This window comes from Pseudomonas sp. LARHCG127 (genome assembly GCF_052871455.1).
The window spans coordinates 27,705-54,287 of sequence record NZ_JBIXJT010000005.1; the positions used below are offsets into that span (position 1 = coordinate 27,705).

Sequence of the window (26,583 nt, forward strand, 5' to 3'; positions counted from 1 at the left end):
GAAAACTCAAGTGAGTCGATCCAGGCGCCGCGCAGGTCTCAGACCTGCGCAGGCGCGGCGGCGCTCGCTAGCTTTGGGAATCGGGTTTGGTCTTGAGCTTGCCCAGCAGTTTGTCCAGGGATTTCTGGTTCAGCGCCTTGGCCAGCGGGAAATCCGCCGGCATCAGCGAACCGGCCTGCGGGTCGAGGCAGTGTTCGACCAGCGCCTGCAAGCGTTCCAGCAGGCGAGCGGGCAAATGGCTGTCGGCGTTCGGCGTGACGCTGTGCCATTCGACACGCAACACGCCGTCCTCCAGCCAGGCCACCACTTCCCGGGCATGGGTCACTCGGTTCACCGGGGCCACGTCCGGCGGCGGGGTCAGGGCGCTGGCGCGCAACCAGCCCGCGGGCGTTTGCTCATGCCCCAGGTAGTTGAACAGCACGTCGCCGTGGCTGGCCGGCAACTCACCGCGCTGGCGCAGCAAGCCGTAGCCCAGGCCCAGGCCGGGGACGTCACGCAAGGCTTGCTTGGCGTTGCGCACCTGATCGCCCGCGGCACCGCTGGCGCTCACGCGCAGCGGGTAGAGGGTGGTGAACCAGCCGACGGTGCGGCCGACGTCCAACCCGGCAAACGGTGCGTCACGCCCGTGGCGCTCCAGATCCACGACGATGTCACTGCGCTGTTCGACCTCGGCCAGGGTCGCGGCGAGGGCGGCGATCAGCAGTTCTTCCGGTTGCGTGCGGTAAGCCGCGTGGGATTCGGTCAGCCATTGGTGCGTGCGGCTGGCGTCCCAGCGGGCCGCGAGGGTCTGGCGCTCGGCGACCGTGGCCATGGGCGGTCGGTTCGCAGAGGCCTGGGCACTCCAGTAGCGATGTTCGGCAGCAGCCTTCGCGGCATGGGCTTGCAAGTGCTCGGCCCATTGACGATACGAGGTGGTTTTCGCCGGCAACGTCGGCTGCTCGCCGCGCTCCAGGGCTGGGTACAACTGTTGGAAGTCTTCCAGCAGCGGCGTCCAGGACACCGCATCGACCACCAGGTGATGGGCCACCAGGTACAGGCGCTGCGGCGTGCCTTCCAGCAGGGCTGCGGCAAACAGTGGGCCGTGTTGCAGGTCCAGGCTTTGCGCGACCTGCAGCAGTTGTTCCGGCTGCTGGCAGCAGGTCAGTTGGGCCGGAGCCACTGGCGCGATGTGCGCCTGCCATTGGCCGTCGACCTCGGTGAAGCGCAGGCGCAGGGCGTCGTGGTGGGCCACCAGCCGGTCCAGCGTGGCTTGGACGATGGCCGGTTCCAGGCGACGGTCGCTGTCGGCCAGCACCGATTGGTTCCAGTGCGCGGCCTGGACCTGTTGCTGGTCGAAGAACCACTGGTGCAACGGCATCAGCGGCATCGGTCCGGTCACGTCGCCTTGTTCGGCCTGGGTCAGCAGGGCGGTGGTCACGTGGGCCAGGGCCGCCGGGGTCGGCGAACGGAACAGGTCCCGTGGCGTGAGCGAATAGCCCTGTTCACGCAAGCGTGAGATCAGTTTCAGGCCGAGGATCGAGTCACCGCCCAAGGCGAAGAAACTGTCCGAGGTGCCGACTTCACGGCCGCCGGTCAAGGTTTCGCCGAGCAGTTCGCCGAACAACTGGCAAAGCAGGCGCTCCAGGTCGTTGCGCGGTGCCGCGTAGTCTTTCTGGGTGTTGGGCAAGGGCAGGGCGGCCAGGGCCTTGCGGTCGATCTTGCCATTGGTACTCAGGGGCAGGGCCGGGATGTGCACCCACACCGCTGGCACCATGTAGGCCGGCAGCTCGGTCGCCAGTTGTGTGTCGAGGTCCGACTGCGCGGTGGCACTGCTGTAGAACGCCACCAGGCGGTTGTCGATGACCAGGGTGCAGGCGCCGGTAACGGCCGGCAGGTTCAACAAGGCTGAGTCGATTTCCCCCAGCTCGATGCGCTGGCCACGCAGTTTCACCTGATGGTCGAGACGCCCCAGGTACTCGATGTTGCCATCGGCCAGGAAACGGCAACGGTCGCCGGTGCGGTACAGCCGATCACCGGCCACGAACGGGCTGGCAAGGAAGCGTTCTTCGGTCAGGTCCGGGCGTTTCAGATAGCCACGGGCCACACCGATGCCTCCGATGTACAGCTCGCCGATGCTGCCAATCGGCAACGGTTGCAGGGCTTCGTCGAGGATGTACAGGCGCAGGTTGGCGATGGGCTTGCCGATCGGCACGATCATGTCGTTGGCCGAGCAGCGCCAGACCGAGACGTCGATGGCCGCTTCGGTCGGGCCGTACAGGTTGACCAGCGCCGCCGGGTGTTGACCCATGAAGCGCCGCACCAGGTCCACCGGCAAGGCTTCGCCACTGGCGAAGACCTGGCGCAGGCTGTGGCAGTCGGCCAGGCTTGGCTCTTCGACAAAGGCACGGAGCATGGAAGGGACGAAGTGCAGCGTCGTGACCCGTTCCTGTTGGATCAACTGGCTGAGGTAGGCCGGGTCGCGATGACCGTCCGGACGCGCAACCACCAGGGTCGCGCCGGTGATCAAGGGCCAGAAGAACTCCCACACCGAGACGTCGAAGCTGTATGGGGTTTTCTGCAAGACGCGGTCGTTCGGGCCAATCGGGAAGGCGTCCTGCATCCAGTGCAGGCGGTTCATCAAGGCGCCGTGTTCGTTCATCACGCCTTTGGGTTGGCCGGTGGAACCGGAGGTGTAGAGCACGTAGGCCAGGTCGTTGGCTTCGACGCTGATCGGTTCGAAGGCTTCAGCGTTTGGCAACGCATCCAGCGTCCAGGCCTGATGCCCAACGGGCAAGCGCGACAACCACTGGGCTTGGGTCAAGGTGACCTTGGCCTCGGCGTCTTCGATCAGGAAGGCCAGGCGCGTGGCCGGCAACTCCGGATCCAGCGGCAACCACGCGGCGCCGGCATGGACGATGCCGAGCAAGGCCACGACCATTTCCACCGAGCGCTCCATGCACACCGGCACGATGCTGTCGGTGCCCACGCCGGCGGCGCGCAGGGCCCGGGCGACGGATTGCGCCCGCTGGTCCAGTTCGGCATATGTCAGGCGCTGGCCTTCGAACACCAGCGCCGGGGCGTTGGGGCTCAGGGCTGCTTGTTGGCTCAGGGCGGTGTGCAGGTTGCTTGGGCCGCTGTAGTGACGTTCGGTGGCGTTCCAGCGGTCGAGTTGCTGCTGGTCCTGCTGTTGCGGGAACAGCTCGACCAGGGTCCGCCCAGGGGCGGCCACCAGGGCGTCGAGCAGCGCGCACCATTGCGCGCTCCAGCGTTGCATCGTCGCTTCGTCGTACAAGGCCGATTGGTATTCCAGCGCCAGCGTCATGTCGCTGCCGTCGTCCTGGACTTCCCAGCTCTGTTCGAATTTGGCGTCGATCACCGGCAGCATCTGCTCTTCGACGTTCAGCCCCGGCCACTGGTTGCTGTCGACTCGGCCATAGTTGAGGGAGAACAGCACTTGGAACAGCGGCGTACGGTTCAAGTCGCGATTCTGCGCAATGGCGCCGACCAGGGTGGCAAACGGCAGGTCGGCGTGGGCCTGGGCGGCGCGCAGGTCGGCCTCGAGGCTGGCGAGCAGTTGCTCGGCCGGGGCCCGTTGGTCGACGTCGCTGCGGATCACCAGGGTGTTGACCAGGCACGCCAGCAAGGTCTGGGTCTGGGCGTGGTCACGTTGGTCCGCCGGGGTGCCGAGGCGAATCTCCCGCTGGCCGCTGTAGCGGGCCAGCAATGCGCTCAGGGCCGTGGCCAAGACCACGTAGGTGGTGGTGCCGCGCTGACGGGCGAACTGCCGGATGGCTTCGGCGCGCTGGCTGCCGAGGCGGACAGTCAGTTGCCGGGCGCGACGATCGGCTTCGGCGCCACGTGGATGGTCGATGGGCAGGTCGAGCTGATAGTCGTCCTGGCCCAGGTGGTTTTTCCAATAGTCCAGGCTGGCACTGCGCCGGGCCTGGGTGTCCGGGTGCTGTTGCCACAGGGCGAAATCGACATAGTCGATCTCCAGCGGGGTCCAGGTGGGCGAGTGCCCGTCCAGGCCGGCGGCGTAGGCCTGGGTCAGCTCGTCGATGAGCAACTGCATGGCCCAACCGTCGGTGGCGCTGTGGTGCAGGCACACCAGCAACAGGTGTTCGTCGCTGCCCTGGCGTTGCAGCAGGTGCGCACGCCAAGGCGCGGCGGCGGCCAGGTCGAACGGTGTCATCAGTTCGTCTTGGGCGTTGGCGCAGGTCGCGGCCCAGTCCTGGCTTGCAACGCCAGTGACCGTAAGCGCCGGCCCGTGGTCGTCGATCAGCAATTGCGGCTCGCCGTCGACGTCGACAATCCGGCTGCGCAGCACCAGGTGGCGCTGGCTGACCTGCTCGAAAGCTTCACGCAAGACCTGGACCTGCAGCTCGCCGCGCAAGGTCAGGGCGAATGGCATGTGGTACTCGCGGGACTCCGGCACCAGGCGGCTGAGCATCCAGAAGCGGCGCTGGGCCAGGCCCAGGGGCAGTTGCGCCGGGCGCGGTTGTACGCTGATCGACTCACCGGGCATGGCCGCGCGCAGGTGCTCGGCCAGGGCCGCGACCGTCGGTTGGGCGAACACCAGCGGCAAGGGCAGGGAGGCCCCCAGGCGCTCACGGACCCGGCTGACCAGGCGGGTGGCCAGCAAGGAGTGGCCGCCGAGTTGGAAAAAGTTGTCCTCGATGCCGACTTCCGAACCACCCAGCACTTCGCTGAACAGTTCGCAAAGCACGGTTTCAGTCCCGTCCCGTGGCGCGGTGCGTGGCTGGTCGCTTTGGCTGTGTGGCAGCGGCGTGGCAACCAACGCCTTGCGGTCGAGCTTGCCGTTGCTGTTGAGTGGCAGGCAGTCGAGCTGCACGAACAGGCTGGGTTGCATGTGCACGGGCAGGCTGTCGCTCAAGTCGGCACGCAGGGTCGCCTCATCGGCGTCACCGCACCAGAAACTCACCAGGCGCTGGTCGAGCAACAAGGTGGCGGCGTCGCGAACACCGGCCTGGGCCAGCAGCGCCGCGTCGATTTCACCCAATTCGATGCGCTGGCCACGCAGCTTCACCTGATGGTCGAGACGCCCCAGGTACTCGATGTTGCCATCGGCCAGGAAGCGGCAACGGTCGCCGGTGCGATACAGCCGATCTCCGGCCACGAACGGGTTGGCGAGGAAGCGTTCTTCGGTCAGGTCCGGGCGTTTCAGATAACCACGGGCCACGCCGACGCCGCCGATGTACAGCTCGCCGATGCTGCCAATCGGCAACGGTTGCAGGGCTTCGTCGAGGATGTACAGGCGCAGGTTGGCGATGGGCTTGCCGATCGGCACGATCGTATCGTCCGCCGAGCAGCGCCAGACCGAGACGTCGATGGCCGCTTCGGTCGGGCCGTACAGGTTGACCAGCGCCGCCGGGTGTTGGCCCATGAAGCGCCGCACCAGGTCCACTGGCAAGGCTTCGCCACTGGCGAAGACCTGGCGCAGGCTGTGGCAGTCGGCCAGGCTCGGCTCCTCGACAAAGGCACGGAGCATGGAAGGGACGAAGTGCAGCGTCGTGACCCGTTCCTGTTGGATCAACTGGCTGAGGTAGGCCGGGTCGCGATGACCGTCCGGACGCGCAACCACCAGGGTCGCGCCGGTGATCAAGGGCCAGAAGAACTCCCACACCGAGACGTCGAAGCTGTATGGGGTCTTTTGCAGCACACGGTCGTTCGGGCCAATCGGGAAGGCGTCCTGCATCCAGTGCAGGCGGTTCATCAAGGCGCCGTGTTCGTTCATCACGCCTTTGGGTTGGCCGGTGGAACCGGAGGTGTAGAGCACGTAGGCCAGGTCGTTGGCTTCGACGCTGATCGGTTCGAAGGCTTCAGCGTTTGGCAACGCATCCAGCGTCCAGGCCTGATGCCCAACGGGCAAGCGCGACAGCCATTGGCCTTGGGTCAAGGTGACCTTGGCGTCGGCGTCTTCGATCAGGAAGGCCAGGCGCGTGGCCGGCAACTCCGGATCCAGCGGCAGCCACGCGGCGCCGGCATGGACGATGCCCAGCAAGGCCACGACCATTTCCACCGAGCGCTCCATGCACACCGGCACGATGCTGTCGGTGCCCACGCCAGCGGCGCGCAGGGCCCGGGCGACGGTGTGCGCCCGTTGGTCGAGTTCGGCATACGTCAGGCGCTGGCCTTCGAACACCAATGCCGGGGCGTTGGGGCTCAGGGCCGCTTGCTGGCTCAGGGCGGTGTGCAGGTTGGTCGGGCCGCTGTAGTGACGTTCGGTGGCGTTCCACTCGGTCATCTGGCGCTGGCGCTCGGCCGCTGGTAACGGCGTCCAATCACCGAGGCGGGTGTGTGGCGCGTCGAGCATGGTTTCCAGCAATTGTTGCCACTGTTCCAGCCAACGCCGGGCCGTGGTGTCGCTGAACAGCGCGGCGCGGTATTCCAGCAACACCGACAGCACCTCGCCGTCGTGCACTTCCCAGTTCAGGTCGTACTTGGTGGCCTGGGCGGTCACCGCGCGTTCGCTGACTTGCAACCGGGGCCATGGTTGGCTCGACGCGTCGGCGTTCTGCATGGCGAACAGCACTTGGAACAGCGGTGTCTGGCCGAGGCTGCGCGACGGTTTCAAATGCTCGACGACCTGGTCGAACGGCACGTCCTGATGCTGTTGGGCATCCAGCACACGGTTGCGCACCTGGTCGAGCAAGCCTGCGAAGTCCAGCGCCGGATCCAGGTCGGCACGCATGACCACGGTGTTGACGAAGCAGCCGATCAGCGGCTGCAGCTCGGCGAATGGACGCTGGGCCACCGGGCTGCCAACCCGCACGTCGCGTTGGTTGGCGTAGCGCCCCAGGAGCAACTGCGCCGCACCGAGCATGAGCATGTACAGCGTGGCGCCGCGTTGCTGGGCGAACTGCCGCAGGCGTTCCACCAGGGCGGGCGGCAATTGCAATTGCACCGCGCCGGCCGTCGGGTCGAGCTGGTTTGGACGGCCCTGTGCGGTCGGCAGGTCCAGCAGGTAGTCGCCGTCCTCCAGTTGGTTGCGCCAGTAGTCCAGTTGGCTGCTGAACGCGGTCTGTTGACCGGGTTCGCGCTGCCAGAGGGCGTAATCGGGGTATTGCAACGCCAGCGCCGGCAGTGTCGCCAGGGAGCCTTGGCACTGGGCGGTATAGAACTGACGCAGTTCCTCCAGCAGGTTCTGGCTGGAGGCGTCATCGGTGGCGCAGTGGTGCACGCTGAGCAACAGCAACGACTGGGCGCCGCCGCTGCGTTGCAGCAACGTGGCCCGGATCGGTACTTCGACGGCGAGGTCGAAACGGCGACCGGTTTCCGCGTGAATCGCCGCGTCGGTCAGTGCCTGCCATTGCTCGTCACTGGCGGCCTGCAGGGTTTTCACCTGCACGGTGATGTCGACCTGCGCGTCGATCGCCAACTGCAATTCGCCGTCGCTATCGCGCACGATGCGACTGCGCAGGATCTCGTGGCGTTGGGCCACGCTGTTCAAGGCCGTTTGCAGGGCCTGGGCATTGAGTTCGCCGTCCAGTTGCACGGCGCTGACCACGTTGTACTCGCCACCGCCGGCGCTCAGTTGTTCCAGGAACCACAAGCGTTGCTGTTCGAACGACAGCGGCAGGCGCGCCGGACGAACCGCCGGGACGAAGGTCGCCGCCGGGGCTTGCAGGGGATCGCCCAGCAGCGCGGCCAAGGCCTCGAGGGTCGGGTGCTCGAACACCGCCCGCAACGGCGGCACGCTGGCGAAGCGTTGGCGCAGGCGGGCGAACAGCGCCGCCGCCAGCAGCGAGTGGCCACCGAGGTAGAAGAAGTGGCTGTCACGGCCGATCTGCGTCGTCGGCACGTTCAGCAACTCGGCCCACAGGGCCGCCAGTTGTTGTTCGGCGGCGCTGCGCGGCGGGTCCAGGGCGTCTGGCGCGGCTTGGATATCCGGGGCCGGCAAGGCCTTGCGGTTGAGTTTGCCGTTGTCCGTCAGCGGCAGCTCATCGAGCACCACGAACGCCGAGGGCACCATGTAGTCGGGCAGGGCGGCGCCAATGGTTTTGCGCCAGGCGTGGATGTCGGCCTGCTGGTCGCACGTCACGTAGGCCACCAGGCGCTTGTCGCCAGGCACGTCTTCACGGGCCAGCACCACGGCCTGGCGCACGCCCGGTTGGGCGCCGATCAGGGTTTCGATTTCCCCCAGTTCGACGCGGAAGCCACGGATCTTCACTTGATGATCCATGCGTCCCAGGTATTCGAGCTGGCCGTCGGGCAACCAGCGCACCAGGTCGCCGGACTTGTACATGCGCGCGCCTGGCTGCGATGAGAACGGGTCTTCGATGAACACCTTCGCCGTCTGCTCGGCGCGGTTGAGGTAGCCCAGGGTGACGCCGGCACCGCCGATGTGCAGTTCCCCCGGGACGCCCACCGGCATCGGATTGAGGAAGGCATCCAGCACATAGGTGCGCACGTTGGCGATGGGCCGGCCGATGATCGGCCGCTGCGGGAAGTCATCCACCGCGCAGCCGGTGGCATCCACGGTGCATTCGGTCGGGCCATAGGTGTTGAAGAAGCGGCTGCCGGCAATCGACGGCAGGCGTTGCCACAGCTGCGCGTCCACCGCGTCGCCACCGAACAGCACGAAGCGCGGCAGGTACACCTCGCCCCGGCGAACGCCGTCGCTCTCCAACAGCACCTTGAGCTGTGCCGGGGTGCACTCGAAGGCCTCCAGGCGGGTGTCGCGGAAGAAACCGGCCAGGGCCTCGGGGTCGTAGCGCACGTCTTCCGGGGTCAGGTACAGGCTGTGGCCGTCGAGCAACAGGATCAGTTCGGCCACCGAGCTGTCGAAGGCGAACGAGTAGTTGAAGCTGGTGCGCATCGGCTGGTCGGTGTAGCGGCGATACAAGCCATGGATACGCGCCCAGGCCAGGTTGACCACCGAGCCGTTGGTCACCAGGGTGCCCTTGGGCTTACCGGTCGAACCGGAGGTGTACATGATGTAGGCCAGGTCTTGCGGGCCGGCGAGCGGGGCGGGGTTGCTGTCCGGCTGGTCGGCGAACAGCGCCGCGTCGCTGTCCAGGCGCAAGCGTGGCAGTTCGGCCCCCAGCTGTTCCAGCAGGCCCTGCTGGCCGAGGAACAGCGCCGGTCGGGCGTCTTCGATCATGTATGCCAGGCGATCCGCTGGGTAGGTCGGGTCCAGCGGCACATAGGCGCCACCGGACTTGAGGATGCCCAGCAGGCCGACCAGCAGCTCCAGCGAACGCTCGACACACAGCGCCACCGGGCTGTTCGCGCCCACGCCGCGGCTGCGCAGGTAATGGGCCACTTGGTTGGCCCTACGGTTCAATTCGCCGTAGCTCAGGCTGCGGCCTTCGAAACACAGCGCGTCACGCTCCGGGGTGCGCTCGGCCTGTTGTTCGAACAACTGGGCGAAGGTCAGGTGCGTCGGCACCGCCATCTCGGTACGGTTCCACTCGACCACGGTGCGTTGCCATTCGGCGTCCATCAGCAGCGGCAAGGCGGCGACCGGACGCTGGGGTTCGGCGAGCATGTGTTCGAGCAGGTGTTCCAGGCGGGCGAGGGTCTGGCGAGCACTGTCTGCGACGAACAGGTCGAGGGCGAACATCAGCTCCAGTTGGATCGGCGCATTGGCCGGGCACAGCACGTGCAGGTCCAAGTCGCATTCAGAGTGTCGCAGCGGTGTGTCCAGCGCTTCGAATTCCAGGCCGGGGAAGCGCAACCGCGACTCCATGGCCAGTTGCTGGGCGACCATTACTTGGTACAGCGGCGCATGGCTGAGGCTGCGTGGCAATTGCAGGCTGTCCACCAATTGCTCGAACGGCAGGTCCTGATGTTGCAGGCCACTGCGCAGGCGTTCGGCGACTTGTTTGACCAGGACAGTGAAGTCCGCTTGCGGCTCGAAGTCGGCGCGGATCGCCAGGTTGTTCAACAGGATGCCCAGCAGGCCTTCGGTGCCCGGCTGTTCACGGTGGGTGACCGGGGTGCCGACCAGCACCGTGGCGTCGCCGCTCAAGCGGTGCATCAACACGGCGAAACCGGCGAAGAGGACGGTGAACGGCGTGGTGCCGAGGCGACTGGCGAAAGCTTGCACCCGGCCACTGAGATCGGCGCTGAGTTCACGCTGGACAATCCCGGCGCGATAGCTTTGTACCGACGGCCGTGGATGATCGGTGGGCAAGGCCAGCAGTGGACTGGCATCGCTGTCGCGTCGGTCGAGGGCGGTGGTCCAGTAATCGAGCTGGCGCTTGAGTTCGGCGCCTTGCAGGTGCTCGCGCTGCCAGAGGGCGAAGTCGGCGTATTGCAGCGGCAGGGCCGGCAGTTCGGCGGGGGCGCCGTTGCAACGGGCTTCATAACCCAAGGCCAGTTCGCGCAGGGCGATGGTGGCCGACCACGCGTCCGAGACCAGGTGATGCAGGGCGATGCCGAGCACATGCTCGCCCGGCGCCAGGCGCAGCAAGCGTGCCCGTAGCAGCGGAGGGCTGGTCAGGTCGAACGGTTGCTCGAAGGTGTCTTGCAGGGCATTGAACTGCGCGCCTTCGCGCGCGGTGGCGGTCAGGCCCGACAAATCTTCGAAGGGCAGCGCGATGTCCAGCGCCGGGCTGATGCGTTGGCACGGTACGCCGTCGGTGCTGTGGATGCCGGTGCGCAGGATTTCGTGGCGCACCAGCAGGTCGTTGAGGCTGGCGCGCAGCGCCTCAACATTGAGTTCACCCTTGAGGTGCAGGGCAAACGGGATGTTGAACAGGGTCGTGCCGGGTGTCAGTTGCTCGATGAACCACAGGCGCTGTTGCGAGAACGACAGCGGCAGCAACGGCGGGCGTGGCTGGGCCTTGGGTACGCTGGGTGCGTTGGCGTGCGGTGCGGCGGCCTCGGCCTGGCGGGCGCCGATGGCCTCGGCCAGCAAGGCCACGGTCGGCTGTTCGAACAGCACCCGCAACGGCAGGTCGAGCTTGAACTGGGTGCGCAGGCGGGCCACGATCTGGGTCGCCAGCAGCGAATGCCCACCGAGGGTGAAGAAGTTATCTTCCACGCCCACCGTGTCACGCCCCAGGACTTCGGCCCAGATGGAGGCCACGGCGGTTTCCAGCGCATTGCGTGGGGCGATGCTTTCCTGGGTGTCGGCCTGCCAGTCCAGCTCGCGGGCGGCGAGGGCCTTGCGATCGACCTTGCCGTTATTGTTCAGGGGCAGTTTGTCCAGGCAGACGAAGGCCGCCGGCACCATGTACGGCGGCAGTTGCGTGCGCAGGTGTTCGCTCAGGCCCTCACTGCCCACGTTCTGGTCATGGGCCGACCAGTACGCCACCAGCCAGGCTTCGCCGACGGTGTTTTCCCGCAGCAGGACGGCGGCTTCGCGCACGTTCGGATGCTGGGCGAGACGGTGTTCGATTTCCGTCAGCTCGATCCGGTGCCCACGCAGTTTCACCTGTTGGTCACGGCGGCCGAGGTACTCGATCACGCCGTCTGCTCGCCAGCGTCCCAGGTCGCCGGTGCGGTACAGAAGACCTTCGAGTCGAGGATGGTTGATGAAGGCCTCAGCGGTGCGCTGCGGATCGTGCAGGTAGCCGCGGCCAACGCCCACGCCACCGACACAGATTTCCCCGGCCACGCCCACCGGCACCGGCCGCTGGGCCTCGTCCAGCACATACAGGCGGTTGTTGGCGGTCGGTTGGCCGATGGGCATGTGGCTGACCTCGGCCCCCGGTGCTGCGAAGATCGGCTGGAAGGCCACGTCGTCGGCGCATTCGGCCGGCCCGTAGGCGTTCATCAAGGCGATGTCGGGGAAGCGCGCGAACCAGTCCCGGGCCACGGTTGGCGGCAGCGCTTCACCGGTGGGCAGGACCCAGCGCAGGTCCGGCAGTTGCAAGTCGCACGGGCACAGCGCGAGCAGGGTGCGCATCAGGCTCGGGACGATTTCCAGCACGTTCAAGCGCTCGCTGGCGAGCACTTGCAACAGGCGTTGCGGGTCGTGGGCGACTTCATCCGGAAGAATGTGCACAGTGGCACCGAGCACCGGCGCGGCGAGGAACTGCCACACCGAAATGTCGAACGCCACCGACGCGGTCTGGGGAATCCGGTCGGCGGCGCTGAGCCCCAGGGCCGGCACCTTGCCGAAGATGTTGTTGAGCATGCCGCGCTGTTCGATCATCACGCCCTTGGGCGTGCCGGTCGAGCCCGAGGTGAACAGCACGTAGGCCAGGCTGTCGGGGCGGGCGAGCACCGGCAATGGCGCGTCGTTGCCACCGGTCCAGCAGGCCTCGGCGAACAGCGCCTTGGGCGCCGGGTCGAGGCCGCTGAGCAGTTGATCGAGCAGGTCGCTGCACCCTTCGCTGGCAACCAGCAATGGCGCGCGGGACAGCCCGAGGATTTCCCGCAGGCGCTCGGGCGGGTGATTGACCTCCAGGGGCAGCATCGCCGCGCCGGCCTTGAACACCGCCAGCATCATGGTCAACAGCGCCAGGCCACGGGGGGCGACCAGCGCGACCAGTTGGTCTTCACCGGCGCCGGCCTCGCGCAGGGCATGGGCCAGGCGCGTGGAGCGCAGGTCCAGCTCGGCATAGGTCAGCGACTCGCCGGCACAGATCGCGGCGACCTGATCACCGCGCTGGGCGACCTGGGCGGCAAACAGCTCGGCGTAGCTTTGATCCAGCGGAAAATCGTGAGGGTTGAGCGCCCATTCGCCCAGCAACTGTTGACGCTCGTCGGCGGCCAGCAGTTCGAAGCTGGCCAACGGCGCGTCGGGGGCGGCGAGCATGCTGCGCACGAGGCTGGCGATGTGGCCCAGCAGCCGCTGCACGGTGGCGGCGTCGAAACGTTCGCGGTCATAGGACACGCGGATGCCCAGTTGTTCGCCCGGCAGGATCACCACGGTCAAGCCGTAGTGGGTGTGCACGCTGTGGTCCATGCCTTCGAGGCTGAACTGGAAGCCGCCTTCGAGGATCTGTTCGTCGATGGGCGCGTTTTCGAACACCAGGATGCTGTCGAACAGGGTCTCACCCCGGGGAAAATCGCTCCAACCCTGGATGTCGGTCAACGGCGTGTGTTCGAAGTCGCGCATGTCGACGTTGAGCTTTTGCAGGTCGCCCAGCCAGTTGCCGAGCGCGGCGTTCGGGTCCACCGAAACCCGCAGCGGCAAGGTGTTGATGAACAGGCCGATCATTTCCGCGACGCCAGTCAGGTCGGCCGGACGCCCGGCCACGGTGACGCCGAAGACCACGTCCTGTTGCCCGCTATAGCGCGACAGCAGCAACGACCAGACGCCCTGGAAAAACGTGTTCGGGGTGATCCGGCGAGCGCGGCAGAACGCTGCCAGGGCCTGGGTTTCCTGTTCGTCGAGGTGAATCAGTTGGTCGTCCACCAGCACCGCATCGGTGTAGCGGTCGCGGGTTACGCCGTTGTCCACGGTCAGTGGCGTGGGCGCGTTGAGGCCTTGCAACTGGCCGCGCCAGAATTGCTCGGCCTTGCCCGCGTCCTGGCGCTGCAGCCATTGGATGTAGTCGCGAAATGGCCGAGGGCTCTTCAGCTCGGGCGTGCGGTCGTTGCACAGCGCTTCGTAGACTTTGAGGAAGTCCACGGTCACCAGGGAAATGCACCAGGCGTCCATCAGGATGTGGTGGAAGCTGCGAATGAATTCGTAGGACTCGTCGGCCAGGCGCACCAGCCGGAAGCGAATCAGCGGTGGCTTGGACAGGTTGAAGCCGACTTTCTGCTCGTCTTCCAGCAGCGTGCGAATCCGCGCTTCCTGCTCATGGGGGGCGAGCCCGCGCAGGTCGAGGGTGTCCAGCGGCACCTTGACCTGGCGATGGATGACCTGCACCGGTTGCTTCTGGCTTTTCCACTGGAAACTGGCACGCAGGGAAGGGTGCAGCGCCACCACCTGGCGCCACGATTCGAGGAACGCTCCTTCATCGATGGCCCCGCCGATGCGGTAGCGATCCTGCATCAGGTACACCCCGGAGTCTTCGTGCAGCAGGGAGTGGAACAGCATCCCTTGTTGCAGCGGCGACAGCGGGTAAATGTCTTCGATCGGGTTGCCGGTGGTTTTTTCGGTGGTCATTGAAAGCGTCCTGCGTAAAAAGGGGCAACGGTGATGGCGTGGCGAGGTGAAGAACCGTTCACAGGTCGGCCTCGTCCAGTTCGGCCATCAACGCTTGCATTTCGTCATCGGACAGGCCCGAGGCGCTGAATTCGGTGCTGTCGGCGTCCGGCTCGGCGGCGCTCGGGTCCAGCGCTTGCGCGACTTCGGCCATGGCGGCGATGGTCTGGCGTTCGAAAACTTGCTTGGCCGACAGCGCGATGCCTTGCTCGTGGGCCTGGGCCACCACTTGCAGGCTCAGGATCGAGTCGCCGCCGATGGCGAAGAAGTTGTCGGTGACGCTCACCGTCGAGAGCTTCAAGACCTTGGCGACGATGGCTTGCAAAGTGGTTTCCATGGCGTTGCGCGGCGCCACTTGGGCGCTTTCGTCGAACTGGTCCGGGTCGGGCAACTGACGTGTGTCGAGCTTGCCGTTGGGCGTGCGCGGAAAGCTCGGCAGGGTCAGTACCAGGGCCGGCACCATGTACGACGGCAGGCGTTCGCCGAGGAAGCGCTTGATCGCCTCCGAGTCCGGTGCGTAGCCGTGGGCGGCGAGGATGTAGGCGAGCAGGCGCTTGCCGGCGGGCTGTTCCTGGACGATCACCGCGGCTTCGCGCACGTCGCTGTGGCTGCACAACTGGCGTTCGATTTCCCCCAGCTCGATGCGGTAGCCGCGCACCTTGACCTGATGGTCCTTGCGCCCGAGGAAGGCCAGGCGCCCGTCGGCCAACCAGCACGCCAAGTCACCGGTGCGATAGGCTCGGGTGCCGTCGGCCAGGGTGACGAAGGCCTTGGCGGTTTCTTCGGGCTTGTTGCGATAGCCGCAGGCCAGGGTTGGGCCGGCGAGGACGATTTCTCCCGGCTCGCCGATGCCGCAGGCACTGTCGAATTCGTTCAGCAGGCGCAGGTCCATGCCGGCGATGGGGCGGCCGATGCTGACGTTCCGGCCTGGCTCCAACACCTCATAGGTGGCCCAGACGGTGGCTTCGGTGGGGCCGTATTCGTTCACCAGCCGTGCATGGGGCAGGGTCTTGCTGTGTTGCGCGATCAGCGACGGCGGGCAGGCCTCACCGGCGACGATCCAGCAGGCGAGGCTGTCGGTTGCGCCGCTGCGCTGCAATTGATCGAGCAGGGCCTGGTACAGCGATGGCAATGACAGGCCGTGGCTGACCTGATGCTGGGCAATCAATTGCGCCAGGCGGGCCATTTCCAGCTCTTCACCCGGGGCGGGCAATACCAGGCGTCCGCCTTGGGCCAAGGTCCAGAAAATCCCGGCGACCGAACTGTCGAAGGCAAACGACGACAGCAGCAGGTAGGCACGTACCGGCGTCTCATAGGCCGCCATGCGCACCTGGGTCGAGAAGCTCAGTGCGCCGTGACTGATCTCCACGGCTTTCGGCGCACCGGTGGAGCCAGAGGTGTAGATCAAGTAGGCGAGGTCGTTCGCGTCCGGCAACGGCAGCGCCGGCAAATCGCCGAGGTCGGGTGTTGCCAGGTCATCCAGCACGAAGCGTTGCAGGTCGGTCGGCACGCTGTCGGCCAGTTCGGCGCTGACCACGATGTGGGCGATGGCGCTGTCGGCGAGCATGTAGGCGCGGCGCTCGGCCGGGTAGGTCGGGTCGACGGGGACGTAGGCGCCACCGGCTTTCAGGACGGCGAGCATGGCGACAATGGCGGCGTTGCCGCGGGCGAACAGGATGCCGACCGGCACCCCAGGGCCGATGCCGGCGGCGACCAGGCGATGGGCCAATTGCGTGGCGCAGGCGTCGAGGCGGCTGTAGCTGAGGTCGCCGTGCTGGTCGCTCAGGGCGATGGCGTTCGGTTGCTGGCGAACCTGGCGGGCAATCAATTCCACCAGTGTCACCGGTTCGATGGACGGCACGTCCGCGCCGGTGCCGATCAACCGCGATTGCAGCGCACCACCGAGGGGCAACTGCGCCCAGGCCCGTTGCGGTTCGGCCAGTGCGCCTTGCAACAGTTGCAGCCATTGCTCGGCGAGGCAGCCGGCGGCTTCGGCGCTGAGGGCATGGCGGTCGTAGACCAGCTGCGCGTGCAGGCTATCGGGCAACTGGCGCACGTTCAGGCACGCTTTCAGCGGGTTCATTACCGCGCTGGCATGACGCTCCTGGGCATCGCCCGAGCGCCAGGCAAAGGCGTATCCGCCGTTGAGGGTGCTGGTGTAGTAGTCCTGCCAGCCAACCGCCCGTTCCAGGGTGACAGCCACTTGCGTGCCTTGCTCCAGTAAGGTCGCCTGGGCGTTCAGTTCGATGCTCATGGGCAGGCACTGCTCGAACAGGCCCAGGGTGTTTTCCAGTTCCGCACCGCGACTTTCGTGGATCAGGGTGAGCGGCACCTGTTGCTGGCCGGCCAATCGTCCCAGTACCGCGGCCCATGCCGCCAGCAGTAAATCCGGGATCAGGGCTGGGTGGCGGGCGAGGTCGCTCGGTAGGGTAAGGTCCAGGCGGGTCGGCGCGAACCCGCCTTCGAGCGTCGTTTCGAGGGGCAGTTGCAAGGCGGCCTGCTCGGTTTCGCCCAAGGGTTTCCAGAAGCTCACGCCCGGATGGTCCGGCGCGTCTTCAACCAGGCTCCAGCGCCATTCGGCGTAGTCGGCGTACTGCAAGGTCTCGGACAGGTCGGTGGCGGTGTCTTGCAGCAATGCGGCGGCCAGCCATTTCAGGCTGGCGAGGTCGAAATGGCTGCTGGCCGCGGCCAGGTCCAGGACCGTTTGTTCATCGTCCAGGCGCACCAGGGTGACGCACAACGGGGTTGTCCAGTCGCGAGGCTGGCTGGCGAATTGGGCCAGGGCGGCGTCCTGGTCGGCGCGGCTGTGTTGACGCAGGTCCTGGAGGCTCACCGCCAGCGCAGCGGTTTCGTCGATCACTTGCACCGGATGGCGCAGGCCAGGCACGGGCATCAGGCGCGTGCGCAGGATTTCACTGCCGGCCACCAACGCCTGCAGGCGGTTGTCCAGCGTATCGATGTCCAGCGGTTGCGACAGCGACCATTGCAAATGGCAACTGAACGGGTGCTGCGTCGCGCCGTTGATGTGGGGATAGACCGATGCCTGTTGCGGGGAAATACGAAAACCTTGAAGTCCGCTCATGTTCATCTCGACTGGAAAAGGGCTTGAGCCTGGATCACCCCTCAAACGCCGGGGCTTGCTGGACATAGGTCGGGCAAGCCTCCTGCGAACGGTAGGTGGACCCGTTGAATGTCAGACGGCAACGTCGCTCGACAGCAGGGCTTCAGCCATGCCGGTCATGATGGCGCGCTTGCCAGTGAAGGGTTCGCGACCGTGCACGGCGAGCATGTTGTCGATGAACAACACGTCCCCCTGTTGCCAACTGAACCGCACCAGTGAGTCGAGGTAGGCCGCACGCAGCGACTCCAGGACCTCTGGCTCGATCGGTTCACCATCGCCATAAAAGGTGTTGGTGGGCAGGTCGAGGTCGTTGAAGTTGCTTTGCAGCGAATCGCGGATTCGCCCGGGCAAGGTGCTGATGTGGAAGAACGTGGCGTGGTTGAACCAGACTTCTTCGCCGGTGCGCGGGTGGCGCACCACGGCCGGTCCGCGTTGGCGGGTGCGCAGGCGATTGTTGTCTTTCCATTCCACGTCGATGCCGACGCTGGCGCAGTAGGCTTCCACTTCGCCGCGGTCTTCGGACTGGAACACGGTTTGCCACGGCAGGCCGAAGCCGTCGCCATAGTTGCGCACGTACAGCACGCCTTTTTCCCGGAACCGCGCTTCGATCTGCGGGCTGATCCTGGCCTTCACGGCACGGGTCGAACCAATGGGTGTTTCGCCACCGGTCTCGGACGGCACTTGGCAGTAGAAGAACAGCCGCAACGGGAAGCGTGGCGAGTAGGAGTGCTCGTTGTGGGGGAAAATCATCTGGTCGGCCGGGTAGTCGGTCGAGGTGTAGATGTTGCCGCCGACCCGTGTCCGGGGCGAGGCGCGGAACATGTATTCCAGCGCGCCGGGGGAGAGCGCGGCGATCACCTGGTCGAACTGCTCGACGGACGCGACGTTGAAACCACGGAACAGCAGGGCGCCGTATTCCAGCAGCTTCTTTTCCAGCGACTCGCGTTCCCGGGCGGCCCAGGCCACCAGGTCGACGCCACTGACCGCGGGCTCGATCACCAGGGGCAGGGCGTGATCCGGGCTGAGCAGGCGCTCGGTGACCAATTGTTGTTCCGAGACGTTCATGGCTTTGCGACGCACGGCGCCAAGGGCGCGGGGCGATGGGGGCACGATAGACATAAAAGCATCCGACTCGGTTAAAGGGACAAGGAGCGACGTTTGGCTTGCATCATCTGGCTGCGACCGGCCAGCGCCTGGGACTGTTGCCGCTCACGGGCAAAGGCCTGGTCCCAGCTGTCGATGCGCTCGGCCAGCGCTGGCAACGGCTCGTCCAGCAGGCTGGGGAGTTGCTCCAGCAGGCACGTCCACAGGTGTTGCAGGCGCAGGGCCCGGCCTTGGTCGAAGTATTCGCCGCGATACTTGAGCGTCGCGGCGAGACCTTCAATGCCGTGCACCAGGTCGAGCACCAGGTGTAAATCCCCCGGTGCCTGGGCCACGTCCAGTGCGGACAGCTGCGCGCCGGCGATGGCGGTCGGGGTCACCCGTGACGGTTGATAGTTGAGCTTGACCTGGAACAGCGGCGAGTGACCGGGCCGGCGCTGCGGCGCGAGGGCCGAGACCACCAGGTCGAAAGGCAGGCCTTGATGGGCATAGGCCAGGCGCGCTTCGTCGCGAACCCGCCCGAGGAAACCGCCCAGGGTCGCTTCGCCACGCACGTCACAACGCAGGGTCAACTGGTTGACGAAGAAACCGATGACGTCGTTGTGCTCGGCCAGTGGCCGGCCGCTGACATCGGTGCCCAGCAAGAATTGCGCTTGGCCACCCAGTTGCTTGAGCACCAGTTGGTAACTGGCGAGCAGCAGCATGAACAAGGTCATGCCTTGTTCCCGGGCCAGCGTTGCCAAATGCTCGCAGCGGGCCTGGGGCACGTTGAAGTCCAGGCTGTGTTCGCCCGGGGCCTGGCCGTTGCCGCCCAGTTCCAAGGTCTGGGGCATGCCGGCCAGGTGTCCGCGCCAGAAGTCCTGCTCGCTGGCGATCCGCTGTTCGCTCCAGTGCCGGGCTTCCCACTGGGCGAAATCGAGGTATTGCCCCGGGAGCGCGGCGTCTGTCGAACCCGCCAGTTCCGCCAGCAGCACTTGCGCCGAACGTCCGTCGAAGGCGATGTGGTGCAGGGTCAGCAGCAGGTCATGCTGTTGCTCATGTCGGCTGAGCAACTGTGCCCGCAGCAGCGGGCCGGCTTGCAGGTCGACAGGGGTGGCGTGTTCATGGGCCAGGCGCTCGCTCAGCATCTGTTGTTGCTGCGCTTCGCTCTGCTCACGCACATCATGATGGACCAGCGCGACCGCCGTGGCCGGCAACACCTGTTGCTGCGGGCCCTCGACACCGTCGCGGTACACCGTGCGCAACACGCCGTGCCGCGCCACCAGCGCGTTCAAGCGCAGGGCCAGCGCCTCGATGTCCAGTGGACCTTGCAGGCGCAGGTGCAGCACCAGGTTGTGGCGAGTGTCGTCCGGGTTCAGTTGGCGCAGGAACCACAGCCGGCGCTGGGCGAAAGATTGATGCCCCTGGCTGAGGTTAGCCCGCGCGGTCGAAGCCTCGGCCGTCGGCGCCGGTTCATTCAGGAAGTCTTGCAGGGCCAGCGCCCATTGTCCGAGGGTGGTTTGCCCAAACAAGTCCTGGGTGTCGAGGTTCCAGCCCAGGTCCTTGTGCAGGCGCGCGGCGAAGTCGGCCACGCCGATGGAGTCCAGGCCTTGGCCGATCAGGCTGAGGTCGAAGTCGGCGGCAAAATACGGATTGACCGCGTGCAGTGTCTGTTCCAGCCATCGGCGGCAGGCGGCCTGGGCCTGTTGCGGCGTTTCGCTCGCCAGGTGCTTGAGCTGGGCAAGGTCCAGGACCTCGCCATTCGAAGCCAGCGTTGCACCGCTCTGGGCGATGATGCTCAACGTGCCCGCGGCCAGTTGCTTGCGCGCGCCTTGACGGGCGATCTTGCCGCTGGTGGTCATCGGGATGGTGCCGGCTTGCACCAGCACGATCTGGTCGATGCCACAGTCGGCGGCTTCGCGCACGGCGTTTTGCATCGACGCGAACAGCGCCGGGTGATGCGCAGGGTCGACGAACTTGCGTTGCGGCTCGGCGACGATCACCAACTTCTCGCGGCCCAATGCCGGGTCCATTTCCGAGAAGGCGGCGATGCGTCCGGTACGGATGCCCGGCTCGGCATCGGTAATGGCGAATTCGATGTCGTGGGGGTAGAGGTTGCGCCCATTGAGGATCAGCAGGTCCTTGAGCCGTCCGCAGATCACGACCTGGCCTTCGTGCATGAAACCCAGGTCGCCGGAGCGCAGGTAATGTTCCGATGAGCCGACAATTTGGGCCTCAAAGGCTTCGCGAGTGGCCTCGGGATTCTTCCAGTAGGATTCGGCGTTGCTCGGCCCCTTGAGCCAGACTTCGCCGATGCGATCGGCGGCGCATTGCTCGAAGGTGTGCGGGTCGACGATGGCGATGCTGTGCAAGGCTTGCGGGTAACCGCAGGCGACGAATTCCACGGCGGCGGCATCGTCGGCCGCCAGTGCCACGCGACCGGTCTCCAGCACGGCTTTGTCCAGGCGCAGCACCACCGGCAGCGCGTCGGCCGGCGTGGCGCTGACGCACAGGGTGGCTTCGGCCTGGCCGTAACCGGGGCTGATGGCCAACGAGTTGAGACCACAGGCGGCAAAACGCTGGGCAAAGGCTTCCAGGGTGCCGGGGTGGATCGGTTCGGCGCCGTTGATGGCGTGTTTCCAGGCGCTCAGGTCGAGCTGCGCAATCAGGTTGTCGCTGACCACGCGGTTGCACAGGGCATAGGCGAAGTTGGGGGCGAAACTGGCTGTGGCGCGGTAGCGACTCAACGCCTGCAGCCAGGTCGATGGCGCATTGACGAAGGTCTGGGAGGCCATCAGGTAGCACGGCATGCCGCTGTAGAGCGGGGCCAGCATTCCGCCGATCAAGCCCATGTCGTGGTACAGCGGCAGCCAGTTGACCATGGCGCCGTGTTCGTCGAAATCGTAGGCCTGGCGCATCAGCTCGACGTTGGCGATCAGGTTGCGCTGACGCACCTCGACGCCTTTCGGCGAGCCGGTGGAGCCCGAGGTGTATTGCAGGAAGGCCACGGTCGAACCGTCGATGGTCGGGCGTTGCCATTGGCTCGCCGGTGGTGTGCCCAGGTCCTGGACGGTCAGGACATCGACGCGGCCCTCCACCAGTTCCAGCAGGCCTTCGCAATAGTCCGCCGGGGAGAGAATCAGCGCCGGCTCGGCATCCACCACCACGTTGCGGACGCGGTCGAGGTGACGCGGTTTGCGCGACGGCGGTGGAAACAACGGCACGGCAATCAGCCCTGCATAGAGGCAGGCACAGAAGGCGCGGGCGTAGTCGAGGCTGCTGGGCAGCATCAACAGCACGCGGTCACCCGGGGCATAACGCGCTTGCAGCGCGGCCGCCAGGGAACGGGATTGTTCGTGCAGTTGGGCAAAGGTCAGGGTTTCGCCGATCTCTACGCCGTCCGGCAGAAAATGCAGGGCGGCACGCTGAGGGAAGTGCTGGGCGTTGGTTTCCAGCACGTCGATCCAGTGTTCGAAAGAAAACATGTGCAATTCACGCCATGGCGACGATGACTTTGCGGTCACCGGTGAAAGGATTGCGACCGTGTGCCACCAGTCGGTTGTCGAGCATCAGGATATCGCCGGGCTGCCAGGGAAAACTGACGGCAGTCTCGCGGTAGACCTCGCGCACGGTGTCGAGCAGGTCGTCGGCGATCGGCGAGCCGTCGCCGAAATAGACATGGCGCGGCAGGTTCTCTTCACCCACCGCCGCCAGCAGGCTGGCGCGTACGCTCGGTTCGATGGCCGAGACATGGAACAGGTGCGCCTGGTTGAACCAGACCCATTCGCCGGTCTCGGGATGCTGTTGCACGGCGGCGCAACGCTGGCGGGTGCGCAGGTCGCCATCGGCTTTCCATTCCCACTCGATGTCGTTGTCCTGGCAGTAGCGTTCGACCTGGGCACGGTCCTGGGTGTTGAAGACTTTTTCCCAAGGCAGGTCCAGGGCGCCGCTGTAGTTGCGTACATAAAGCAGCTCGCGGCTGGCGAACAGCTCGCGGATCTCGGCAGGCATGCGCTGGTAGATCAGGCGGCTGTCGGCGATCGGGGTCTCGCCGCCGGTTTCACTGGCCTTGATGCAGTGGAACCAGATGCGTGAAGGCCAGGGGCGGGTGTAGGCCTGCTCGTTATGCAAGGGAATGAATTGATGGGCCGGGTATTCGGTGGAGCTATAGACCCCGGCGAAGACTTTGCTGCGCGGCGTGGAACCGAATTCGTAACTGGCCAGCGGCGCGCCGAAGCTGGCGGCGAAGCGCTTGAAGTCGATGGGGGTGGCAACGGTGAAACCGCGAAACAACACGCCGCCAACGGTGGTCAGGACCTGGGCCACGCGGTCGCGAATCGAGGCGTCCAGGTCGTGGATCGACTGTCCCGGTACCCCTTGCACCAGCACGGGTAGCGATTGGGCGCTTGCATCCGTGGGCGCCATTGAAAAAAGCTCGGAACGCCCGTTCAGGTGTTCGATTGAGGTCATCCTTGTGCATCCTCTTATAGCGTCTTCGACCAGTCACAAGACCTTGAAAGCAGGGCAGCGGTCAGTGTTGTAGGACTCGTCTGTAATGTATGTAAGGCAATACAAGACGACATACTAGGTACAAATGAGAGGGATTATCAATACTATTTATTTAATTTTTTTTTTGGATTAGACTCCGCTCCGCTGGCGCCACACAGCCTTCGGCCAGCTCAAAAAAACCAAAAATATCTGTCGCAGGGGAGTGGGGCGTGAATTTCAAAAAGAACACAATTGCGTTGGCTGTAGGGTCGGCCATTGGTCTGAGCAACGGCGCTTGGGCGGCGGAAGAAGCCGCCAAGATGGAGATCGCTCCCATCACCGTAACCGGTGAAAAGATCGACCGCAGCCTCGAAAAAACCCAGTCCAGCGTCGTGGTCGTCACCGACAAGAACCTGCGTGAGCACGGCGACAAGGACCTGGTGGATGTGTTTGCCCGTACGCCCGGCGTCTATAGCCAGGCCGGCAACGAGAACTGGGGTATCCGTGGCGTGCCGGTGTCCGGTTTCGACGACCAGGGTCCAGCAGCCCTCAACGGTGCGGTGTCGGTGTATGTCGACGGTGCCGTGCAGCCGAACCGCGCGCTGACCTTAAGTCCGGTCCCGCTCTGGGATGCCGAACAGGTCGAGGTTTTCCTCGGCCCGCAATCCACCACCCAAGGCCGTAACTCCCTGGCCGGCGCGGTGGTGATCCGCACCAAGAACCCAACCTTCGAACCGAGCTTCTCGGCGCAGACCAGCATGGGCAACTACGGTGAGCACGGTGCGGCCGTGGCGGGCGGCGGGGCCATCGTGGATGACAAGATCGCCGGCCGTATCGCCGTGGATTATTCCGACGGTGACGGCTACATCCGCAACACCACGCTCGATAAAGACGCCAACCCGCATCGCACCAGCAACGTCCGCGGTAAGTTGCTGATCCTGCCCAATGACGACACAGACGTCTTGCTGACTTATGCCCATAACGAACATCGCCAGGGTGATCGCTCGACGATGCGCGGCGCCGATGGCAAGCCGAGCTATTACGACATCGCGTCCAATACCGAGGCCTACGACAACCTCAAGCAGGACACGCTCAGCGCCAAGGTGGACTACCGGCTGAACGATGCCTGGTCGTTGACGAGCATGACCGCCAATACCAGTACCGACTACAGCAACCGTCTGGACTTTGACCAGAATGCGGTGGATAACGAGGTCGTGCTGCGTAAGCAGGACGGCAACCTGTTCAGTCAGGAGCTGCGTCTGAATTACGACTCGGACACGGTGAAGAGTTTTGTCGGTGCCTACTATGGCCACAACACCAACAACTTCCACGACCGGTTGTTGTTCGATAACGTGCTGGTTCGTACCGTCAAAGGTGATACCAAGATTGAAAACAAGGCAGTGTTCGGCGAAGTCAACTGGACGTTCGCCCCGCGCTGGACTTTGATCACCGGCCTGCGTTACGACCACGAGACGAACGATACCGATATTGAGGCAGATGGCCGCTTCGTTCCCGAGAAAATCAAGAAGTCGTTTGATGCGGTGCTGCCGAAACTCGGCATCGACTACGAATTGGCAACCGACCAGTACCTCGGTTTCATGGTGCAGAAAGGTTATCGCGGTGGCGGTGTCAACCTGCGCTCCGGTAGCGGTCACCAGGCCTACGACCCGGAATACACCACCAACTACGAGCTGTCCTATCGTGGTTCGTTCTTCGACAAGACCCTGCGTACCCGCGCCAACCTCTATTACACGGATTGGAAAGATCAGCAGGTCAGCGTGCGCCAAGCCGGTAGCAACGTCATTGATATCTACAACGCTGGTCGCAGTGATATCAAGGGCCTGGAAGTCTTCGTCGAAAAAGACATCACCGAACAGCTGACCCTGAATGTCGGTGGCGCCATTACCGATAGCAAATACAAGGATTTCGTTGCTGACAATGGTCAGGACAGGAGCGGCGAGGCGTTCCTCTACGCGCCTAAATACAAGGCCTCGGTGGGTGGTGTCTATCGCTTCGACGATCGCCTGATCTTCGGCACGGACATTGTCTATCAGAGCACCGCCCCTTCGGAGTACGAGTTCGACGCAAACGGCAAAGTGACGGGTGAACGTAAGAGCGACGCCTATGTGCTGGTGAATTTCAACACCGAGTACAAAGTCACCAAGAATGTCGCGGTTTCCGCCTACGTGAAGAACGCCTTCGACAAGGAATACGTCACCAACAACCGCAATGACACCATCATCGACGTCGGCGCACCGCGCACGGTTGGGATGATCCTGCGCTACGACATGTAAACCCATGGGCGCGGGGAGGCAATCTCCCCGCGCCTGTCCTGCAACGTTCCGGATGTTTGTTTCCAGGCTGTTCGTTCCCTTCCAAACCCAGCCTCCATGGAGGAAATCATGAGTGCTTTTTCGAATGTCACAGCAGGTGGCGCGCAACAGCTACGCCTGTTGCACACCGGTCTGTCGAGTCCCTACTGCCTCGATTCGACGCCGCTGCTGGAGCGTCAGCAACAGCAGGAATCCAACGCTCGCAGTTACCCGCGACGCATTCCCCTGGTGCTTGAAAGGGCCCATGGCATTTATGTGCAGGACAGCCGGGGGCAAGTGTTCGTCGATTGCCTGGCCGGTGCCGGGACCCTGGCGCTGGGGCACAACCATCCGGTGATCGTCGAAGCCATCACCCAAGTCATGGCGGCCGGTGTGCCGATGCATACCCTGGACCTCATGACACCTGTAAAGGACGCATTCGTCCAAGAAATTTTCGCTTGCCTGCCCAGCGAGTTCGCTCGCCACGCACGCATTCAGTTCTGCGGCCCGAGTGGGGCCGATGCGGTCGAGGCCGCGCTCAAGTTGACCCGTACCGCCACGGGGCGGCATTCGGTCCTGGCGTTCGAAGGGGCTTATCACGGGATGACCCTGGGCACGCTGGCCATCAGCGGCAACCTGTCGCCCAAGAATGCCCTCGGTGCGTTGATGCCCGGGGTGCAGCGCCTGCCGTTCCCTCATGATTATCGTTGCCCGTTCGGGGTGGCCGGCGATCAAGCGGTCACGTTGAACGTGCGCTACCTCGAGCATTTGCTCAACGACCCGGAGAGTGGGGTGACCGCACCCGCGGCGATGATCCTGGAGCCGATCCAGGGCGAGGGTGGGGTGATCGCCGCGCCAGATCGCTGGCTGCAGGAACTGCGTCGGTTGACCCAGGCCCACGGCATTCCGCTGATCGTCGACGAGATCCAGTGCGGCATTGCCCGCAGCGGGCGGATGTTCGGCTTCGAGCAATCGGGGATCACGCCGGACGTCATCACCTTGTCCAAAGCCATCGGCGGCGGGTTGCCGCTGTCGGTGATGGTCTATCACGAGTCGCTGGACGTCTGGCAGCCGGGTGCCCACGCGGGCACGTTCCGTGGCAATCAGTTGGCAATGGCGGCAGGTACCGCGACCTTGCGTTTCATCCGCGATCAAGGCTTGGTCCAGCACGCTGAAACGATGGGCGCTCACCTGCAAAAACACTTGCAGGCACTGCAAAGTGAGTTCGCCTGGATCGGCGACGTGCGTGGGCGCGGCCTGATGCTCGGCATGGAAATCGTCGACCCGCAAGGTACTCCAGACGTGCAGGGCCATCCGCCGGTGGACACGGCTCGGGCCAAGGCTTTCCAGCAGGCGTGCCTGAAGCATGGATTGATCGTTGAGCTGGGTGGCCGCCACGGTGCGACCGTGCGCTTCTTGCCGCCGTTGATCATCACCGAGCAGGAAATCGATTTTGTGGCGCAAATCCTGTTCCAGGCCGCGAGCACGATCAACGAGCGTCCCGCCGGCTGATCATCCGGTTCGGGCCA

7 protein-coding genes are annotated in these 26,583 nt (G+C 65.0%); 2 read left to right on the forward strand and 5 right to left on the reverse strand.

All coding sequences use genetic code 11. From position 1 onward, the window contains the following. Window positions 1–67: 67 nt before the first annotated feature. The 5 genes from ACIPQ1_RS10410 to ACIPQ1_RS10430 form a co-directional block, all read right to left on the reverse strand. Window positions 68–14,014 carry a non-ribosomal peptide synthase/polyketide synthase gene (locus tag ACIPQ1_RS10410; protein WP_446534051.1) on the reverse strand — a complete coding sequence of 4,649 codons (13,947 nt, stop codon included), beginning with the start codon at window positions 14,012–14,014 and terminating at the stop codon, window positions 68–70. Window positions 14,015–14,072: 58 nt separating this feature from the next. Continuing rightward, on the reverse strand, window positions 14,073–17,135 hold the full coding sequence (locus ACIPQ1_RS10415; RefSeq protein WP_446534052.1) for a non-ribosomal peptide synthetase: 3,063 nt from the start codon (window positions 17,133–17,135) through the stop codon (window positions 14,073–14,075). A 111-nt stretch (window positions 17,136–17,246) separates the two neighbouring features. Further along, window positions 17,247–18,293: a TauD/TfdA family dioxygenase gene (locus ACIPQ1_RS10420; protein WP_186704826.1), complete on the reverse strand. Its 1,047-nt coding sequence runs from the start codon at window positions 18,291–18,293 to the stop codon at window positions 17,247–17,249. Between the two features lie 17 nt (window positions 18,294–18,310). Then, on the reverse strand, window positions 18,311–21,739 hold the full coding sequence (locus ACIPQ1_RS10425) for a condensation domain-containing protein (RefSeq protein ID WP_446534053.1): 3,429 nt from the start codon (window positions 21,737–21,739) through the stop codon (window positions 18,311–18,313). A gap of 7 nt (window positions 21,740–21,746) precedes the next feature. Then, window positions 21,747–22,724: a TauD/TfdA family dioxygenase gene (locus ACIPQ1_RS10430; protein WP_434702305.1), complete on the reverse strand. Its 978-nt coding sequence runs from the start codon at window positions 22,722–22,724 to the stop codon at window positions 21,747–21,749. A gap of 248 nt (window positions 22,725–22,972) precedes the next feature. Here ACIPQ1_RS10430 and ACIPQ1_RS10435 point away from each other — a divergent pair, with 248 nt between their 5' ends. Together ACIPQ1_RS10435 and ACIPQ1_RS10440 are read left to right on the forward strand one after the other, a co-directional pair. Continuing rightward, window positions 22,973–25,036 carry a TonB-dependent receptor gene (locus ACIPQ1_RS10435; RefSeq protein ID WP_411387340.1) on the forward strand — a complete coding sequence of 688 codons (2,064 nt, stop codon included), beginning with the start codon at window positions 22,973–22,975 and terminating at the stop codon, window positions 25,034–25,036. Between the two features lie 108 nt (window positions 25,037–25,144). Continuing rightward, complete coding sequence (locus ACIPQ1_RS10440) at window positions 25,145–26,566, forward strand: diaminobutyrate--2-oxoglutarate transaminase (protein ID WP_250963370.1); 1,422 nt, start codon at window positions 25,145–25,147, stop codon at window positions 26,564–26,566. Window positions 26,567–26,583 lie beyond the last annotated feature (17 nt).

What these genes read in the sequence shown, in the direction of transcription:
- ACIPQ1_RS10425 (WP_446534053.1), bottom strand. Translation starts at nt 21,739, where the DNA reads ATGTTTTCTTTCGAACACTGGATCGACGTGCTGGAAACCAACGCCCAG.
- ACIPQ1_RS10410 (WP_446534051.1), bottom strand. Translation starts at nt 14,014, where the DNA reads ATGACCACCGAAAAAACCACCGGCAACCCGATCGAAGACATTTACCCG.
- ACIPQ1_RS10415 (WP_446534052.1), bottom strand. Translation starts at nt 17,135, where the DNA reads ATGAGCGGACTTCAAGGTTTTCGTATTTCCCCGCAACAGGCATCGGTC.
- ACIPQ1_RS10430 (WP_434702305.1), bottom strand. Translation starts at nt 22,724, where the DNA reads ATGACCTCAATCGAACACCTGAACGGGCGTTCCGAGCTTTTTTCAATG.
- ACIPQ1_RS10440 (WP_250963370.1), top strand. Translation starts at nt 25,145, where the DNA reads ATGAGTGCTTTTTCGAATGTCACAGCAGGTGGCGCGCAACAGCTACGC.
- ACIPQ1_RS10420 (WP_186704826.1), bottom strand. Translation starts at nt 18,293, where the DNA reads ATGTCTATCGTGCCCCCATCGCCCCGCGCCCTTGGCGCCGTGCGTCGC.